The following is a 17,472-nucleotide window of genomic DNA, read 5'->3' on the forward strand; positions in this document are numbered from 1 at the left end:
ATCACCTCCCTGGCGAAGCTTCGAGCCATTCCGTACCAGTAAACCGCACAGAACAGCCTCAAGCATCAACCAGGGACCTATTCGTCCTCGCCGCCGGCGTCCGCGTCCACCGGGCCGCCGCCGCGGATCATGAACAGGACGCCTTCCAGCTCCTCCGGCTTGATCAGCACGTCGCGGGCCTTCGAGCCCTCCGACGGGCCGACCACGCCGCGGCTTTCCAGCAGGTCCATCAGCCGGCCGGCCTTGGCGAAGCCGACCCGGAGCTTGCGCTGCAGCATCGACGTCGAGCCGAACTGGGACGTCACGATCAGCTCCGCCGCCTGCAGCAGGACGTCCAGGTCGTCCCCGATGTCCGGGTCGATCTCCTTCTTCTCGCCGGCCTTCTGCGCCGTGACGCCGTCCTGGTAGTCCGGCTGCGCCTGCTCCTTGGCGTAGTTGACGACCGCGGCGATCTCCTCGTCACCGACGAACGCGCCCTGGATGCGGACCGGCTTGCCGGCGCCCATCGGCAGGTAGAGCGCGTCGCCCATGCCGATCAGCTTCTCCGCGCCCGGCTGGTCGAGGATGACCCGCGAGTCGGTCAGCGACGACGTCGCGAACGCCAGCCGCGAAGGCACGTTGGTCTTGATCAGGCCGGTGACGACGTCGACCGACGGCCGCTGCGTGGCCAGGACCAGGTGGATGCCGGCGGCGCGGGCCTTCTGGGTGATCCGGACGATCGCGTCCTCGACGTCGCGCGGGGCGGTCATCATCAGGTCGGCGAGCTCGTCGACGATCGCCATGATGTACGGGTACGGCCGGTACTCGCGCTCGGACCCCGGCGGCGCGGTGATCTCGCCGGACTTCACCTTCTTGTTGTAGTCGTCGATGTGCCGGACCTTGTTGACCTGCATGTCCTGGTAGCGCTGCTCCATCTCCTCCACCAGCCAGGCCAGCGCGGCGGCCGCCTTCTTCGGCTGGGTGATGATGGGCGTGATCAGGTGCGGGATGCCCTCGTAGGGCGTCAGCTCGACCATCTTCGGGTCGATCAGGATCATCCGGCACTCGTCCGGCGTCGACCGCGCGAGCAGCGACACCAGCATCGAGTTGACGAAGCTCGACTTACCGGAACCGGTGGAGCCCGCGACCAGCAGGTGCGGCATCTTCGTCAGGTTCGCCGTGACGAAGTGGCCCTCGATGTCCTTGCCGAGGCCGATCACCATCGGGTGGTTGTCCTTGACCGTGGACGGCGCGCGCAGGACGTCGCCCAGGCGGACCATCTCGCGGTCGGAGTTGGGCACCTCGATGCCGACCGCGGACTTGCCGGGGATCGGCGCCAGCAGCCGGACGTTGTCGGTCGCCACCGCGTAGGCGATGTTCTTGGTCAGCGCCGTGATCTTCTCGACCTTCACGCCCGGGCCGAGCTCGACCTCGTAGCGCGTGACCGTCGGGCCGCGGGTGAAGCCGGTGACCTGCGCGTCGACGTTGAACTGCTCCAGCACGCCGGTGATCGCCTCGATCATGGCGTCGTTGGCCTTGCTGCGGGACTTCGGCGCGTCGCCGAGCTTCAGCAGGTCGGGCGGCGGGAGCTGGTAGTCACCTTCCACGGTCCGGGTGACCGCCAGCGGGGGCTCCGCGGGCTTCTTCGGCTTCTTCTCGGGCACCTCGACCGGCTTGGGCACGGCCTTCGGCGGCTTGATCGGCGTCGGCACCTCGGCGAGCGCGGCGTCGATGTCGAGCTGCTCGGGGTTCGCGTCGGCGGCCTGGCGGCGGCGCGACGGCTTGCGCAGCCGCGCGGACTTCGGGTCGGCGTCGGTGACGGCATCCTCGTCGGTGGCGAACCCGGAGCGCAGTGCCTCGGCTTCGGCGATCTCCTCTTCGTCGAGACCCCAGTTGCGGAGCCGCTGCGGGATCTCGCGGACCGGCGTGCCGGTGAAGACGAGGATGCCGAAGACGAGCGCGAGGATCAGCAGCGGCACCGCGACCCAGGTGGTGACACCCATGGTCAGCAGGCCGCCGGAGAAGGCGCCGATGATGCCGCCGGCGTACATCCGGCCGTCGTTGGTGGCCGGCAGCGCGGTGAAGATGTGCAGCATCCCGAGCACCGACAGGACGACCATGATGGTGCCGATGACCATCCGCGGGCGCGTCTCGGGGTGCGGCTCGGACCGCATCAGCGCGACGGCGACCACGACCAGCACCAGCGGCAGCGTCACCGCCCCGGCGCCGAGCACGGTCCGGGTGGCGATCTCGACCCCGGCGCCGATCGGCCCGGCGGCCCGCCACCAGACGCCGACGGCCGCGACGATGGCCAGCGCGATCAGGCCGAGCGCGAGGCCGTCACGGCGATGCTCGGCCTCGAGCTCGCGGGTGCGGCCGACCGTGCGCGCCAGCGTTCCGGTGCCCTTGGCCAGCAGGTTCCAGGTGCCGCGGACGCCCTTGCCGAAGATCCCGGGCGTCTTGCGGCGCGGGGCGGGCTTGCGAGCGGGCGAAGACCGTGGACGTGGCTTCGCGGGTGTACGCGGCTTACGCGCCGCTGCCCCCTTCGCGCCGCTTCCCGTGCTTCGCTTCCTCGTCGCCGACCCAGCCATGCGTCAACGGTAACCGCCCGTGGCCGTTCGTCCCGTGCGCCACTCTCGGCTCAGGGTGAACTTCTGCCTCACACCGGGCGCCGGACGGCCATCCGGGTGAACCGATCCGGCCAGTGCGCATTCGGGTGAAAACGGCGTCTGCCATGCTCTGCCCATGCTCGCGCTGCGCACCGCCGAACCGCCCCGCCGTGCCCCCGCCATCTGGCGGACGATGCTGAACATCGACCGCGGCCTGGTGAACCTGGTCGGGCGGCTCACCGTCACCGGCCGGATCCCGGCGCAGCTGCGGGGCAAGCCGCTGCTCATGACCGCGAACCACATCGGCGTGTTCGACGCGTTCGTGCTGATGGCGGCGTGCAAGCGGATCGGCATCAACCCGCGGTTCATGCTGGCGGGCGGCATCCTGGACGCGCCCGTGATCGGGCCGGCGCTGCGGGTCAGCGGGCACCTGCGGGTCGACCGCAAGAACGCCGGGACCGCCGTCGGGCAGTTCGCCGAGGCCGTGGAGGCGATGAAGACCACGCGCGAGCCGATCATCGTCTACCCCGAGGGCCGGATCAGCCACGACCCGGGCCTGTGGCCGGAGCGCGGCAAGACCGGGGCGGCCCGGCTGGCGCTCGCCTCGGGCGTGCCGGTGATCCCGATCAGCCAGTGGGGCGCGCACGAGGCCGTCTACTGGGGCACCGAGACGGTCAACGGCCCGGCCGACCTGGTCCCGCTGGCCCGCTCCGGGCTCAGCGCGCCGCTGCGCCGGCCTCGGTTCCAGGTGCACTTCGGCGACCCCGTCGACCTCTCGGACGTCGAGCCGGCGCGGCCGGGCGCCGGGGTGCGCGCGCACGCGAAGATCATGCAGGCCATCACCGACGGCTTGGTCCCGCTGCGCCGCGGCGAGCTGGACCGTCCGCGCTTCCACGACCCGACGCGGCCGACCGACACCGTCAGCCCGTGGAAGCCGGCGTCCGGATCCTGAGACACCGGGCTCGGCACCCCTAGAGTCGGCGGGCGTGAGCACACGGATACTCGTCGTCTACTACAGCTCGACCGGCAACACCGCGGCCCTGGCCGAGTCCCTCGCCGCCGGGGCCCGCGAAACCGGCGCCGAGGTGCGGGTGCGGACCGTGCCGGAGACCGCGCCCGAGCGGGCCGTCGCGCAGAACCCGCGCTGGCAGGCCTGGATCGACTCCGGCCCGCACCACGCGCTGGCCGAGCTCGCGGACCTCGAATGGGCCGACGGCCTCGCGGTGGGCAGCCCGACCCGGTTCGGCGGCCCCGCCGCCCAGCTCAAGTCCTTCCTGGACAGCACGGGCGGCTTGTGGGCGAAGGGGAAGCTCGCGGACAAGGTCGCGACGTCGTTCACGACCGCCTCCACGGCGCACGGCGGCCTGGAGTCGACGCTGCTGGCGATCAACAACGTCTTCTACCACTGGGGCGCGATCGTCGTGCCGCTCGGCTACACCGACCCGCACCTGATGGAGTCGGGCAACCCGTACGGCGGCTCGTTCGTGTCGCGCAAGTCGGCGGCGCCGGACGAACTCGCGCTCGGCGCGCTGCGCGTCCAGGGACGGCGGCTGGCCACCATCACGACGCACGTGGCGACCGGCCTGAAGCAGGCCGAGTAACCGGAAAAACCCCTTTGGCAGTGACGCGGTCGCCCTTAGAGTCGCGACGGTGACCACCGAGCTGCCCGTCCTCGCCCCGCCCCGGGTCGCCCACCGCGGCCGCGGGACCACCCTGGTCCTGCTCGCCGCGCTGTTCTTCAGCACGTCGGGCACCCTGGGCAAGTCCGCGATGTCCGCCGGGATCACCCCGGAGCAGGTGGCCGCGATGCGCATCGCGCTGGCCGGGCTGGTGCTGCTCGCCGGGGTCGCGCTGGTGGCGCCGCGGAAGCTGCGGGTGCGCCGGGCCGAGCTCCCGGTGCTGGCCGGGTACGGCCTGCTCGGCGTCGCCGGCGTACAGCTGCTCTACTTCGTCGCCGCGGGCCGGATCCCGGTCGGCATCGCGATCCTGCTGGAGTTCGTCTCCCCCGTGCTCATCGCGCTGTGGGTGCGGTTCGTGCGGCGGCACCGGCTGCCCCGGTCGGTGTGGGGCGGCATCGCACTGGCGATGGTCGGGCTGTCGCTGGTCGCGCAGGTCTGGCAGGGCGTGACGCTGAACGGCGCCGGCCTGCTCGCCGGCTTCGGCGCGGCGCTGTGCTCGGCCGGGTACTTCCTGCTCGGCGAGCGCGCGGTGGCCGACATCGACCCGCTGGGCCTGGTCACCTGGGGGATGGTGATCGGGGCGGTCGCGGTCAGCTTCGCCGCGCCGCCGTGGACGTGGCCGGTCGGGCTGCTCGGCACCGGCGTCGGGTTCGGCGCCTGGCACCCGCCGGTGTGGCTGCTGATCGGCCTGCTGGTGCTGGTGGCGACCGTGCTGGCCTACGTCTGCGGGATCTCGTCGCTGCGGCACCTGCCGGCGTCGGTGGCGAGCGTGCTGGGACTGGTCGAGCCGGTGATCGTCACGATCACGGCCTGGGCGCTGCTCGGCGAGGAGCTCACCTGGCTCCAGCTGCTCGGCTCGGCGATCCTGCTCGGCGGCGCGTACCTGGTGCAGCGGAAGTCCGAGATCCTGACGAGCTGAGTTCTTCACGAGCTGGCGCCGAGGTGCGAGAATCCCCCACCATGACGACGTCGGGGCTGCGGCCCGAACTCCGGCAGCGGCACGTCCGGATGATCGCCCTCGGCGGCATCATCGGCGCGAGCCTGTTCATCGGCAGCGGCGCGGTGATCCACACCGTCGGCCCGGCGGCGGTGCTCTCGTACGCGCTGGGCGGCCTGCTCGTCGTCCTCGTGATGCGGATGCTCGGCGAGATGGCGACGGCGGCTCCGTCGCTCGGCTCGTTCATGGAGTACGCGCGGGACTCGCTCGGCGGCTGGGCGGGCTTCACGATCGGCTGGCTGTACTGGTACTTCTGGGTCGGCGTGGTCGCGTTCGAAGCGGTGGCCGGCGCGAAGATCCTGCAGGGCTGGGTTCCCGGGGTGCCGCAATGGGTGTTCTCGCTGGCGCTGATGCTGCTGCTGACCGCGACGAACCTGGCGTCGGCGCGGTCGTTCGGCGAGACGGAGTTCTGGCTGGCCTCGATCAAGGTCGCGACGATCGTGGTGTTCCTGGTGCTGGGCCTGCTGTTCGTGCTCGGCATCTGGCCGGGCGCGCACTTCTCCGCCGGCAACATCGGCCTGGACGGTTTCGTACCCCACGGCGGCTTTTCGGTCGTCCACGGCGTGGTGATCGTGATCTTCTCGTACTTCGGCGCGGAGATCGTGACGATCGCGGCCGCGGAGTCCGACCAGCCGGAGACGGCGGTCCGCAAGGCGACGTCGACGATCGTCTGGCGCGTGATCGTGTTCTACGTGGGTTCGGTGACCCTGCTGGTGATGATCACGCCGTGGCGCGAAATCCCCAGCGAGACAAGCCCGTTCGCGGCGGCGTTCGGCCGCTTCGGCGTCCCGGCCGCGTCGACGATCGTCAGCGCGGTCGTCCTGACGGCGGCGTTGTCGGTGCTGAATTCGGGCCTGTACACGGCCTCCCGCATGCTGTTCGCGTTGCGCCGCCACGGCTGGGCCCCGGCGTGGATCTCGGACACGAACGCGCGCGGCGTCCCGTGGAAGGCGATCCTGGTGTCCACTTCGGTCGGTTACGTGGCCGTGGTGATGAGCTACGTGTCCCCGGACAAGATCTTCTACTTCATCATCAATTCGGCGGGCGCGGTGGCGCTGTTCGTGTACGCGATCATCTGCGGCTCGCAGCTGCGGATGCGGCGTTCTTTGGAGGCTTCGGCGCCGGAGAAGCTGAAGCTGCGGATGTGGGGCTACCCGTGGCTGAGCTGGGTCACGTTGGCGCTGACGCTGGCGGTGGTGGCGTCGATGCTGTTCGTGGACTCGGACGCGCGTTCGCAGCTGTACCTGAGCCTGATCAGCCTGGCGGTGATCCTGGGCGTGTACGCCCTCATCCGCCGGCGATCCGGCTCAACCGCGACGGTCGACCCACCCGGTCGAGCCGCGACCAGCGATGCCGAACCGCAATAGAGGGCGGCCACGGGTCCCAACATGCTTCCGGATCTGACACAACGCTGCAACTATGACGATCTGCTCCTTCCACGCAGTAACAAGCCGACGGCCACGACGTTGGTATACGGCAACTGCGAACCAGCGAGGGGCGGCCATGGGGAAACCACGAAAGTGGAAGCGTCGACATGAAAAATCCGAGAACGATCCTTTCCGGACTCCTTATCAACGAGACCGCGACCGGGTACTTTATTCGTCGGCGTTCCGGCGACTGTCCGGAGTGGCCCAAGTCGCCGCGGTGAACGAACAGCGGGTACTGCACAACCGCCTCACCCACAGCCTCAAAGTGGCTCAACTCGGGCGTCGGCTGGTTCAGCACCTGAAGCAGGATGACTCAGCGGAAGCACAGGAGTTCCGGAAGAACTCCGGCGTCAAGGCCGATGTCGTCGAAACGGCAGGACTCGTTCACGACATCGGGCACCCGCCGTTCGGGCACGTCTCCGAACCGGTCCTCGACGCCTGCCTCCGCCGAGCCACCGGGCTGGAAGGCTTCGAAGGGAATGCCCAGTCGTTCCGGATCGTCACGAAACTCGCCAGACGCAGAACGGAGTACGCGGGTCTCGACCTCACCCGGGCCGCACTCGACGCGATGCTCAAGTACCCCCGGCCGAGGCCACGGTCCGCAGACGATCCGTTCACCGCTCCGACCTGGACGGATCGCAGATTCGGCAGCAAGTGGGGTGCGTACGCGAGCGAACTCGAGGACTTCCGCTGGGCTCGCAAAGGAGCGACGGGCAGCCTCAGGTCGGCCAACGCCATCCTCATGGACTGGGCGGACGACATCACCTACGCGACCCACGACATCGAGGACTATTTCCGAGCCGGGCTCATTCCCCTGCACGACCTGGTGAGCGACCGGGACCGCATCGCCAGACACGCCCGACGCCGGCTCGGCAAGCTGCCGGACTTCGAGCCGGCTCTGTTCGATGCCGGACTGGACAAAGTCATCAGCAGGTTCAGGCAGATCACGTCCTCGTGCTGGGACACCCGCCAGAACCGCTCCGCGATGAACGTCATCACGACGGTGAATATCACCGACTGCGTCAATGCTGTTTCCTTCGCGGCGGATCCCCCGCACATAGCAGTCGATGCCCGCTGCCAGTACCTGGTCGAAGCTTTGAAGGAGCTCACTTGGTACTACGTCATCGACAAGCCGTCCTTGGCGGTGATGCAGGAGGGGCAGAAACGGATCGTCCAATCCCTCTACGACCGGCTCCGCGACTGCCTGACCGAATCGCCCAAGAGCCCACGGTTGCCGATCCAGCTTCGCTCGATCTATCGCGAACTGGGACGGGACCCTGACTTCGACTCGGCTTACCAGGGGTCCGCGGAAGCGCGGGAAGCACGGGCGGTCGTCGACTACATCTGCGTGCTGACCGAAGCCCAAGCCGTCGATCTGGACGAGCGGCTCAGCGGCCGGTCGCACGGTTCGATGTTCGGTGCCTGGTTCAGTTAGCCTCCGCCGGCAATCCGGCTCAGCGCCCCGAAGAACACGTCCGTGATCTTCGCCGGGTCCGGGGTCACGAACGCCTGACCGCCCGTCGCCGCCGTGATCTGGTCGAGTTCCGGTTTGTCCGCGTCCGGGCCGACGCCCACGCCGATCAGCGGGATGGGGCGTCGCGGGTCCTGGAGTTTCGCCAGCTCGGCCAGCAGGTCCGCGCGGCTGATGCTGTGCGGGTCCTCGTTGCGGCCGTCCGTCATCACGATCACCAGGTTGAGCCGGCCGGGCTCCCACTCGCGGCGGGCGGTGCGGTAGGTGTCCAGGACGCTGTCGTAGAGGCCGGTTCCGCCGTCCGCGGTCGCCTTCAGCTGCGCGAGCTTGTCCAGCGCGCCGTTGGCGAGGTGCTGGGCCACCGGGGCCATCGGCAGGATCTCGCGGTAGTCCTTGTCGCCGTCGAGCTTGGTGGAGAACGCCAGCATGCGCAGCTGGGTCGCCGGTTTGAACAGGTGCAACGCCTTCTGCGTCGCCTCGACCGTCAGCTGCATCCGGTTCAGCGGCGTGCCGGGTACCTGGGCGTTCATCGAGCCCGACACGTCGATCAGCACCTGCACGCGCGCGCTCAGGTTGATGCCCGCCCACTGGCTGAGCAGTTCTTCGACGACGGTGGCCGCCGGCAGGTTCACGGCCTGGATGCCCGTCGGCGACACGCGCGGGTCGTCAGTGTGGTCGCGCAGCGCCTGGCCGCCCGCGGCGCGCAACCCCGTCTTCGCGATCGCGTCGGAGCCGGGGCCGCCGAGCAGGGCCTCGCGCAGCGCGTCGACGATCGGGCGTTGCCGCGGGGTGATGCCGCCCAGCTCGGCGAACGGGTAGTCCAAAGTGGGCACCGCGGTCGAGTAGACGGCGACGAGCGGCGACGACGTGTCCTCGATGTTGTGGCGCAGCAAGGAGTTCTCCGACGCGGGGAACGCCGTGACCGCGGCCGTGCCACCGCCGTCGCTCGAGCCGGGCAGCCGGGCGATCAGGTCCGTCTCGGCGCCGAGCGTGTTGATCGAGAGCCGCCGCAACAGCGCGACGTACGCGGCCGAGGCCTCGGGCGCCGCCTTGACGCTGTCGCGGAGGCCGAGCAGCGCCAGCGCGCCGACCGGATCGCGGGCCGGGTCGGGCATCCCCGGGACGACACCCGGCGCGGCCAGGACCTCCGCCCACGTGGGCGTGCGGTCGGGCCAGCCGAGGCCCTTGGCGACGTCCGCGGCGACGCCGAGCACCACCGGAGAGCTGGCCACCGACGCCCCGCTGTCGGGCACGTCGGCGGCCCCGAGCTGGTGCGCGCGGCGCAGCGCGAGCGTGGAATCGGGCACCCACACCTGCGGGCGCGGGCTCCCGTCGGACAGCGCGAGCCGCTCGGCGGCCTGCGTCGCCTCCCTGGTCTGCACCTCGACGCCCCCGCACGGGACGTCGAGCCCCCGCGCGACGATCGTCAGCGCGGGCGCGATGTCCGCGGACGCCGTCACCAGGACGTTCGTGGTCTGCTCGCACGCGGGCCGCGACCGCACGACGGCCACGGTCACCCAGGTGGCGGCGCCGAGCACGAGCACGAGCCCGATGGCGAGCGCGGGAACCAGCAACCGGCGTCGGCCATCCGGCGAGTGACGTCCCATCGGCGCGGCCTCTCTGCGCGAGGCGAGGTGGGGATCAAGGTTATCCCGCGGCAAAGCGGCATCTCGTGGTCCAGACGGCGTAACAGCCCCTAGGGGCGGCCTCATCCCTGAGGGGGACCCGGCCCGTCCCGCAGCGGGATGTCCCGCCCCGCGTCAGCCGAAACACTGGACCGCATGAAGCCGACACGTGCCGAACAGCGCCGGGCTCGCCGGGCGCTTCTCCGTCAGAGCGCCACCGTCGTTGTCGCCCTGCTGCTCACCAAAGCCCGTTGAACGCCGTGAAGGCCACCTCGAGGATCCGAGGTGGCCTTCACGAAGCGGAAAACTCAGACCGGGATGACCGTGGGGACGATCATCGGGCGGCGGCGGTAGGTGTCCGCCACCCAGCGGCCGACCACGCGGCGGACCGCCTGGGCGATCCGGTGGGTGTCGGTGATGCCTTCGGCCTCGGTGCGCGCCAGCTCCATCTCGACCAGCGGCACGACCGCGTCGAGGGCCTTCGGGTCGTCCGAGAAGCCGCGGCCGGAGACGCCGGGGCTGCTGACCGCGCGGCCCGTGTTCGAGTCGACCACCACGGTGATCGCGATGAAGCCGCCCTCGCCGAGGACCAGGCGGTCGGACAGGGTCGACTCGCCGACGTCGCCGACCGACAGGCCGTCGACGTAGACGTGGCCGACCTCGACGCGGCCGGTGCGGGTGGCCTTGCCGTCGACCAGGTCGACGACCACGCCGTCCTCGGCGATGACCACGTTCTCCGCGGCCACGCCGGTGCGGATCGCCAGCTCGCCGTTCGCGCGCAGGTGCTTCCACTCGCCGTGGACCGGCATCACGTTGCTCGGGCGCACCGCGTTGTACAGGTAGAGCAGCTCGCCCGCCGACGCGTGGCCGGAGACGTGCACCTTCGCGTTGCCCTGGTGGACGACGTTCGCGCCGAGCCGGGTCAGGCCGTTGACCACGCCGAACACCGCGGTCTCGTTGCCCGGGATCATCGAGCTGGCCAGCACGACCGTGTCGCCCGCGCGGATCGAGATCTGGCGGTGCTCGCCGCGCGCCATCCTCGACAGCGCCGAGAGGGGCTCGCCCTGCGAGCCCGTCGAGACGAACAGGACCTTGCTCTCGGGCAGGGTGCTCGCCTGGTCGAGGTCGACCAGCAGGCCGTCCGGCACGTTCAGCAGGCCCAGCTCGGCCGCGATCCCCATGTTGCGGACCATGGACCGGCCGACGAACGCGATCCGGCGGCCGTGCCGGTGCGCGGCGTCCAGCACCTGCTGGACGCGGTGGACGTGGCTGGCGAAGCAGGCCACGATCACGCGCTGGTCCACGCGGCGGATGACGTCGTCGAGCACCGGGCCGATGTCGCGCTCGGGCATGACGAAACCGGGCACCTCGGCGTTGGTCGAGTCGACGCAGAACAGGTCGACGCCCTCGTCGCCCAGCCGCGAGAAGCCGGCCAGGTCCGTCAGGCGGCCGTCGAGCGGGAGCTGGTCGAGCTTGATGTCGCCGGTGTGCAGCACCACGCCCGCCGGGGTGCGGATGGCGACGGCCAGCGCGTCCGGGATCGAGTGGTTCACCGCGAAGAACTCGAGGTTGAACACGCCGACGTCGCGGCGCTCGCCCTCGCGGACCTCGATCAGCTTCGGCCGCTGCCGGTGCTCCTTGGCCTTCGCCGCGAGCAGCGCGTTGGTGAACCGCGAGCCGTAGATCGGCAGGTCCGGCCGCAGGCGCAGGAGGAACGGGACGGCACCGATGTGGTCCTCGTGCCCGTGGGTGAGCACCAGGCCTTCGATGTCGTCGAGGCGGTCCTCGATCGCGCGGAAGTCGGGCAGGATCAAGTCGACGCCGGGCTGGTCGTCCTCGGGGAAGAGCACCCCGCAGTCGACGATGAGCAGCCGGCCGCCGAATTCGAAGACGGTCATGTTGCGCCCGACCTCGCCGATGCCGCCCAGCGCGACTACGCGCAGGGCTCCCTCGGGGAGTGCGGGCGGGGCGTTGGTGGGGCCTGGACCGGGGGGAAGTGAGCTCACCGAGGCAGGGTCCCAACGCTGGTGTGCGAGGTCGGCGCCACGTAGGCGGCCCTCGAGTCTGCTTGTGCCACCCGCTCACCATGCCAGTCCTGGGCCGCCATGTCGCCCAGCGGCACGCCGCCCTGGGCCAGATCGGCGGCGATCGCGGCCACCTGCTCCTCGGTGGCCGGGGCGATCGGGAGCCTCGGGTGGCCGATGTCGAACCCCCGCAGCCGCAGCGCCGCCTTGCTGAACGCGACCCCGCCGACCCGCGACATCGCGCGCAGCACCGGCAGCATCCCGCGGTGGTTGGTGCGCGCGGTGGAGGTGTCGCCGTTCTCGTAGGCGTCGATCATCGCGCGGATCCGGCCCGCGACGACGTGACCGATCACACTCACCACGCCGGTGCCGCCGACCGAGATCCACGGCAGGTTCAGGCCGTCGTCGCCGGAGTAGTACGCGAGGTGGGTGTTCGCGATGACCTCGGAGCCGGCGATGAGGTCGCCCTTGGCGTCCTTGACCGCGACGATGCGCGGGTGCTCGGCCAGCCGCAGCAGCGTGTCGACCTCGATCGGGACGACCGAGCGCGGCGGGATGTCGTAGAGCATCACCGGCAGCCCGCTGCTGTCCGCGACGGTGGTGAAGTGCGCGTACAGCCCCGCCTGGCTCGGCCGCGAGTAGTACGGGGTGACGACGAGCAGGCCGTGCGCGCCGGCCGCTTCGGCCTGCTTCGCCTGCTCGATGCTGTGCGCCGTGTTGTTGGTGCCCGCGCCGGCCACGACGGTCGCGCGGTCGCCGACGGCCTCGACCACGGCGCGGATCAGCTGCTGCTTCTCGTCGTCGGTCGTGGTCGGGCTTTCGCCGGTGGTGCCGTTGATGACGAGGCCGTCGTTACCCAGCTCCACGAGGTGCTCGGCGAGCTCCTGCGCCCGCTTCAGGTCCAGCGCCCCGTCGGCGTCGAAGGGGGTGGCCATCGCGGTGAGCACGCGCCCGAACGGCCGTCCGGGCGCTGCGGTAGGTGGGTTGGACATGCCCAGACGGTACCCCGTCGCACCGACGAAAACCGCGCCGACCTGGTCTCGCCCGGCGAAGTGCGGAGGATTTCCGCGCGCACGCCGTTCGTCGCGGAACTTCTACTTGACCTTGGTCACGATCGGCGCGGTGATCGGCCCGCCGTCGGACTTGGCGAGCAGGCAGTAGAACTCGCGGGTGGGTTCCTCACCGCTCTTCGCGGGCGAGCTCTCCCACTGCGCCTGGGTCGGCACGAGCGCGCGGAACGTCAGGTCCTGCCGCTTGGCCGCGGGCACGATCGACGACCGGAACGCGGTCGCGCAGGCCGCCTCGGCGCTCGCCGTCACCGCGGCCTGCCCCGGGTAGGCGGCCACCTCGGCGTCGTCGGAGTTCCAGTTCTCGACCGACAGCAGGCCGCCGATCTCGTAGACCTCCAGCGTGTGGCTCTTGTCGCAGTCGGTCTTGTTGTCGTCGTCGCTGATGATCGAGCCGTCCTGCACCGGGGTGTTGAAGCACCGGTAGTAGCCGCCGATGGCCGTGCGGAGCTGCCCGCCGAGGCCGAAGGTCATGGTCGGCTGCTTCTGCTGGTCGGCCGCCGGTGTCTGGTAGGCCTTGCCCGCGAAGAAGCCGCCGATCAGGGCGCCGACGACGAGCAGCGCGGCGAGCGAGAGCCACAGCGCGCGGAGGTTCTTCTTCGGCGGCTGTGGCGAGAGCCGGGTCATCGGGTGCACCACCGCGGTGCCGTTCGGCGGGGTCGGGCGCACGCCCTGCGCGGTGGTCAGCAGGTTCTGCGCCTGTGCGGCGGACAGCCGCGCGTCGGGGTTGGCGACGAGCAGGCCGAGGATGGCCGCGGCGATCGGGCCCTGGCCGCGGGTCAGGTACGGGATCTCGGTCATGATCGCGTGCAGCGTCGCGGCGGTGGTCGCGCGCTCGAACGGGATCGAGCCTTCGACGGCGAAGAACAGCGTCGCGCCGAGGGACCACAGGTCGGACGCGGGCAGCGCTTCGCGGCCTTCGACGCGCTCGGGCGCCATGAACGCGGGCGAGCCGACGATCATGCCGCTGGTGGTCAGGCGCGGGTCGTCGACGGCGTGGGCGATGCCGAAGTCGGTGAGCTTCACGCGGCCGTCCGGCGCGACCAGGATGTTCGCCGGCTTGACGTCGCGGTGCACGATCCCGGCCGCGTGGGCCGCCTGCAGTGCGGCGAGCACCCGCTCCCCCAGCTGCGCGGCCTGCGCGGCGGGCAGCGGGCCGCGCTGCCGCACGAGGTCGGCGAGGCTGGGCGCCTCGACGAGCTCCATCACGATGAAGGTGGTGCCGCCGTCGGTGACGACGTCGTAGACGGTGACGACGGCGGGGTCGTTGAGCCGCCCGCCGGTGCGCACCTCGCGCAGCGCGCGCTCCGAGAAGACGGCGGCGGACTCGGCGTCGGGCAGCCGCAGCTCCTTGACGGCGACCTGCCGCCCGATGACCTGGTCCTGCGCCCGCCACACGACGCCCATGCCGCCGCGGCCGAGTTCGCCGAGCAGGAGGTAGCGGCCGGCAACGACCCGCTGACCAGGCGTGACGGGCGCCTGGGGTGGGTACGGCCGGGTCTGTTCGTCGGTCACGGTGCTCCTTTTGGCGGCGGTCGCGCAGATGCTAGTCGGACCGCCGCCGGCCGCTGGGGGTTCCGCGCAATTCGTGACTCAGCGGGATGATTCGCCGCGGTACGGGAGCCACCGGTAGCCGGGGGCGAAGTCGCTGAACGCGGCACGCCCGCCCGTCGCCGCCCAGATGTCTTCGCTGACCACCAGGCCGGGGAAGACCGTCAGGTCGTCCTCGGCCAGCAGCTCGTCGTAGGTGCGGAACCCGTCGGTCCCCACGCCCGCCAGCGCGTAGCGGTAGACCGGTGGCGCGGTCCGCAGCAGCCAGTAGAGGCGTCGCCCGGCGGCGGTCATGGCCGCCGCCTCTTCGGGTGAGTGCGCGCCGTTGCGGCTGAGCCCCTCGGGCGCGACACCGCACCACCAGCCGCCGCCGGAGTCGCGGACGACTCCCGTGGGCCAGCTGTCGAAGTGGCGCGCGAGATCCCGGGCGTGGGTCTCCCGCCCACCGCATTCGGCGTTGAGGGCGAAGGTCCAGGCCATGGCCGCGGCTCCCTGCTCGTGGGCTCAGCCGGTGAAGGTGAGGTAGATCAGCACCAGGTTGAGCGCGATGATCACCACCGCGATCAGCGCTGCCGCGATGGTCGTCAACCTGCGGTTGGCGTCCGCGCCCATCAGATCACGGTCCGCGGTCAGGCGGATCAGCGGCACCAGTGCGAACGGGATCCCGAACGACAGCACCACCTGGGACACGACCAGCGCGGCGCTCGGGTCGGCGCCCAGCGCCAGCACCACGATCGCCGGGGTGAGCGTCACCAGGCGGCGCAGGACCAGCGGAACCCGCTTGTGCAGCAGGCCCTGCATGATCATCGCGCCCGCGTACGCGCCGACCGACGTCGAGGCCAGTCCGGAGGCCAGCAGGCCGATCGCGAACAGCAGCGCGACGCCCGGGCCGAGCGCCCCGGCGACCGCGGTGTGCGCGCCCTCGATGCTGTCCACGCCCTCCTGGCCCTGCAGGTTCGTCGCGGCCAGCAGGAGCATGCCGAGGTTCACCGCGCCGGCCAGGAGCATCGCCAGGCCGACGTCGGCGCGGGTCGCGCGCAGCAGCCGGCGGCGCCGGGCGCCGTCGGGCCGGCCGTGGCGGTCGCGGACCAGGCCGGAGTGCAGGTAGACCGCGTGCGGCATGACCGTGGCGCCGAGCATCGCCGCCGCGATCAGGACGCTGCCCGAGCCGTCGAACTTCGGGACCAGGCCGCCGAGGGTTTCCGCCGCCGACGGCGGTTCGACGAACAGGCTCGCCAGGAAGCCGACGGCGATGACCAGCAGCAGGCCGGTGACGACCCGCTCGAACGTCCGCTGGCCGCCGCGGTCCTGGACCGCCAGCAGCGTCAGCGAAACCGCGCCGGTGATCAGGCCGCCGGCGATGAGCGGCAGGTCGAACAGCAGGTTGAGGGCGATCGCGCCGCCGACCACCTCGGCCAGGTCGGTGGCGATGGCGACCACCTCGGCCTGCGCCCAGTAGGCCAGCCGCGCGGGCCGCGACAGCCGGGCGCGCAGGGCCTCCGGCAGCGACATCCCGCTGACCAGCCCCAGCTTCGCCGACAGGTACTGCACCAGCACCGCCATCAGGTTCGCCGCGACGATCACCCAGACCAGCAGGTAGCCGTAGCGGGCGCCGGCACTGATGTTGGAGGCGACGTTCCCGGGGTCGACGTAGGCGATCGCGGCGACGAACGCCGGCCCGAGCAGGGCCGAGCCCGTGCGCAGGCGGGACGTCAGTCTCGGCCGCGCGGCCTCGGTCACTGCCATGGCGCCTGCCTCTCAACCGGATGTCGGGGACCCCAAATCGAAGTTTAGGCGTGCCGAACTTTCGATTTCAAGGGTGACGGTTCCCACCGTCCCGCCCCGAGTACCCGGTGACCGCCCCACCGGAACGGCGTCAGGGGTTGGCGACCTCGTGGCCGGACTCGCGCAGCGCCTTCACCGCGTGCCCGAGGTCGGCGGCCCGGACCAGGATGTGGTCGGTGTCGAACGTCGACATCGAGAACAGCGCGACACCGGCCGCGGCCAGCTCCGACGCCAGGGCGGCGATGATGCCGGTCAGCGTGAACTCCAGCGGGCCGCGGACCGACAGCAGCCGCCAGCCGTCCTCCGCCGCCGTGCTCCCGCCCGGCTCGCGGCCGGCCGGGCAGATCACCGACAGCTCTTCGGGGGTGCGGGTCACCGAGACGAAGGCTTCCCCGGGCTCGAAGAGCTCGGCGGGCACCGGGGCGTCCGCGGGCAGCCGGACGACGGCGTACTCGCCGGGCCGGACGTCGATCGCGAGTCGTTTCATCAGCCTTCGAACACCTTCGGGCTAGTGGCGATCTCGGTGCCGTCCGGCAGCGTCGAGATCGTGAAGTCCGCGAAGACGTTCGCGGCCGCTTTCTGCAGCTGGCGCAGGCATTCGACGGCGAGTTCCCGGATCTCGACGTCGGCGTGCTCGGTCGCGCGCATCGCGACGAAGTGGCGCCAGGCCCGGTAGTTGCCGGTCACGACGATGCGCGTCTCGGTCGCGTTGGGCAGCACCGACCGCGCGGCCTGGCGGGCCTGCTTGCGGCGCAGCGTCGCGCTCGGGACGTCGGCGAACTTCTCCTCCAGGCCGGCGAGGAGCTCGGTGTAGGCGTCGACGCTCGCCTGGGTCGCGGCGAGGAACTTCTCGTGCAGGACCGGGTCGTTCGCGATCACGTCCGGCTCGACGACGGCGGCGGCGCGCTCCGGGACGTAGCGCTGCGAGAGCTGGGAATAGGAGAAGTGGCGGTGGCGGATCAGCTCGTGCGTCAGCGACCGGGAAATGCCGGTGATGTAGAAGGTCACCGAACCGTGCTCCAGCACCGAAAGATGCCCGACGTCCATGATGTGCTCGAGGTAGCCGGCGTTGGTCGCGGTGGCGGGGTTGGGCTTCTTCCACGACTGGTAGCAGGCCCGGCCGGCGAACTCGGCCAGCGCCTCGCCGCCGTCGGCGTCGGTCGACCACGGGACGTCCTCGGGCGGGAAGAACTCCGTTTTCGCGATCAGCTGCACCCTGGGTGACACGGTTTCGGTCACGTCAGCACTCCTTCTCCAC

General features: G+C 71.0%; 14 protein-coding genes. 5 read left to right on the top strand and 9 right to left on the bottom strand.

The features are described from left to right. Positions 1-77: 77 nt before the first annotated feature. Positions 78-2,570 carry a DNA translocase FtsK gene (locus AB5J73_RS44985; protein WP_370965746.1) on the bottom strand — a complete coding sequence of 831 codons (2,493 nt, stop codon included), beginning with the start codon at positions 2,568-2,570 and terminating at the stop codon, positions 78-80. 154 nt (positions 2,571-2,724) lie between these two features. Between AB5J73_RS44985 and AB5J73_RS44990 the strand changes: the two genes are divergently transcribed. From AB5J73_RS44990 to AB5J73_RS45010, 5 genes are all read left to right on the top strand, one after another. Beyond that, positions 2,725-3,540 (top strand): lysophospholipid acyltransferase family protein, encoded by an 816-nt coding sequence (locus AB5J73_RS44990; protein WP_370965748.1) that lies wholly within the window; start codon positions 2,725-2,727, stop codon positions 3,538-3,540. A gap of 34 nt (positions 3,541-3,574) precedes the next feature. Beyond that, positions 3,575-4,189: an NAD(P)H:quinone oxidoreductase gene (gene wrbA / locus AB5J73_RS44995; RefSeq protein ID WP_370965750.1), complete on the top strand. Its 615-nt coding sequence runs from the start codon at positions 3,575-3,577 to the stop codon at positions 4,187-4,189. A gap of 49 nt (positions 4,190-4,238) precedes the next feature. Next, a complete protein-coding gene (locus AB5J73_RS45000; RefSeq protein ID WP_370965752.1) occupies positions 4,239-5,186 on the top strand; it encodes a DMT family transporter in 948 nt (315 codons plus the stop codon). Between the two features lie 41 nt (positions 5,187-5,227). Then, positions 5,228-6,631, top strand: a complete 1,404-nt coding sequence (locus AB5J73_RS45005; RefSeq protein WP_370965754.1) for an amino acid permease — start codon at positions 5,228-5,230, stop codon at positions 6,629-6,631. 136 nt (positions 6,632-6,767) lie between these two features. Continuing rightward, complete coding sequence (locus AB5J73_RS45010) at positions 6,768-8,126, top strand: deoxyguanosinetriphosphate triphosphohydrolase family protein (protein WP_370965756.1); 1,359 nt, start codon at positions 6,768-6,770, stop codon at positions 8,124-8,126. On the opposite strand, the gene AB5J73_RS45015 is transcribed toward AB5J73_RS45010, so the two are convergent. The 8 genes from AB5J73_RS45015 to thyX form a co-directional block, all read right to left on the bottom strand. Further along, positions 8,123-9,769: a substrate-binding domain-containing protein gene (locus AB5J73_RS45015; protein ID WP_370965758.1), complete on the bottom strand. Its 1,647-nt coding sequence runs from the start codon at positions 9,767-9,769 to the stop codon at positions 8,123-8,125. The genes AB5J73_RS45010 and AB5J73_RS45015 overlap by 4 nt on opposite strands. A 326-nt stretch (positions 9,770-10,095) precedes the next feature. Further along, positions 10,096-11,793 (bottom strand): ribonuclease J, encoded by a 1,698-nt coding sequence (locus AB5J73_RS45020; RefSeq protein WP_370965760.1) that lies wholly within the window; start codon positions 11,791-11,793, stop codon positions 10,096-10,098. Continuing rightward, on the bottom strand, positions 11,790-12,803 hold the full coding sequence (gene dapA / locus AB5J73_RS45025) for a 4-hydroxy-tetrahydrodipicolinate synthase (protein WP_370965762.1): 1,014 nt from the start codon (positions 12,801-12,803) through the stop codon (positions 11,790-11,792). The genes AB5J73_RS45020 and dapA overlap by 4 nt, the downstream gene beginning before the upstream one ends. A gap of 102 nt (positions 12,804-12,905) precedes the next feature. Next, the gene (locus AB5J73_RS45030; RefSeq protein WP_370965764.1) at positions 12,906-14,393 is read right to left on the bottom strand and encodes a serine/threonine-protein kinase; all 1,488 of its coding nucleotides are present in this window, start codon (positions 14,391-14,393) and stop codon (positions 12,906-12,908) included. 78 nt (positions 14,394-14,471) lie between these two features. Further along, complete coding sequence (locus tag AB5J73_RS45035) at positions 14,472-14,909, bottom strand: hypothetical protein (RefSeq protein WP_370965766.1); 438 nt, start codon at positions 14,907-14,909, stop codon at positions 14,472-14,474. Positions 14,910-14,933: 24 nt separating this feature from the next. Continuing rightward, positions 14,934-16,175 (bottom strand): Nramp family divalent metal transporter, encoded by a 1,242-nt coding sequence (locus AB5J73_RS45040; RefSeq protein WP_370965768.1) that lies wholly within the window; start codon positions 16,173-16,175, stop codon positions 14,934-14,936. A gap of 130 nt (positions 16,176-16,305) precedes the next feature. Beyond that, complete coding sequence (locus tag AB5J73_RS45045; RefSeq protein WP_370965770.1) at positions 16,306-16,701, bottom strand: ACT domain-containing protein; 396 nt, start codon at positions 16,699-16,701, stop codon at positions 16,306-16,308. Continuing rightward, entirely contained in the window at positions 16,701-17,453 is a 753-nt protein-coding gene (thyX, locus tag AB5J73_RS45050; RefSeq protein WP_370965772.1) for an FAD-dependent thymidylate synthase, read from the bottom strand. The genes AB5J73_RS45045 and thyX overlap by 1 nt, the downstream gene beginning before the upstream one ends. Between the last annotated feature and the right edge of the window lie 19 nt (positions 17,454-17,472).

It is taken from the genome of Amycolatopsis sp. cg9, assembly GCF_041346945.1.
Lineage (GTDB): Bacteria > Actinomycetota > Actinomycetes > Mycobacteriales > Pseudonocardiaceae > Amycolatopsis.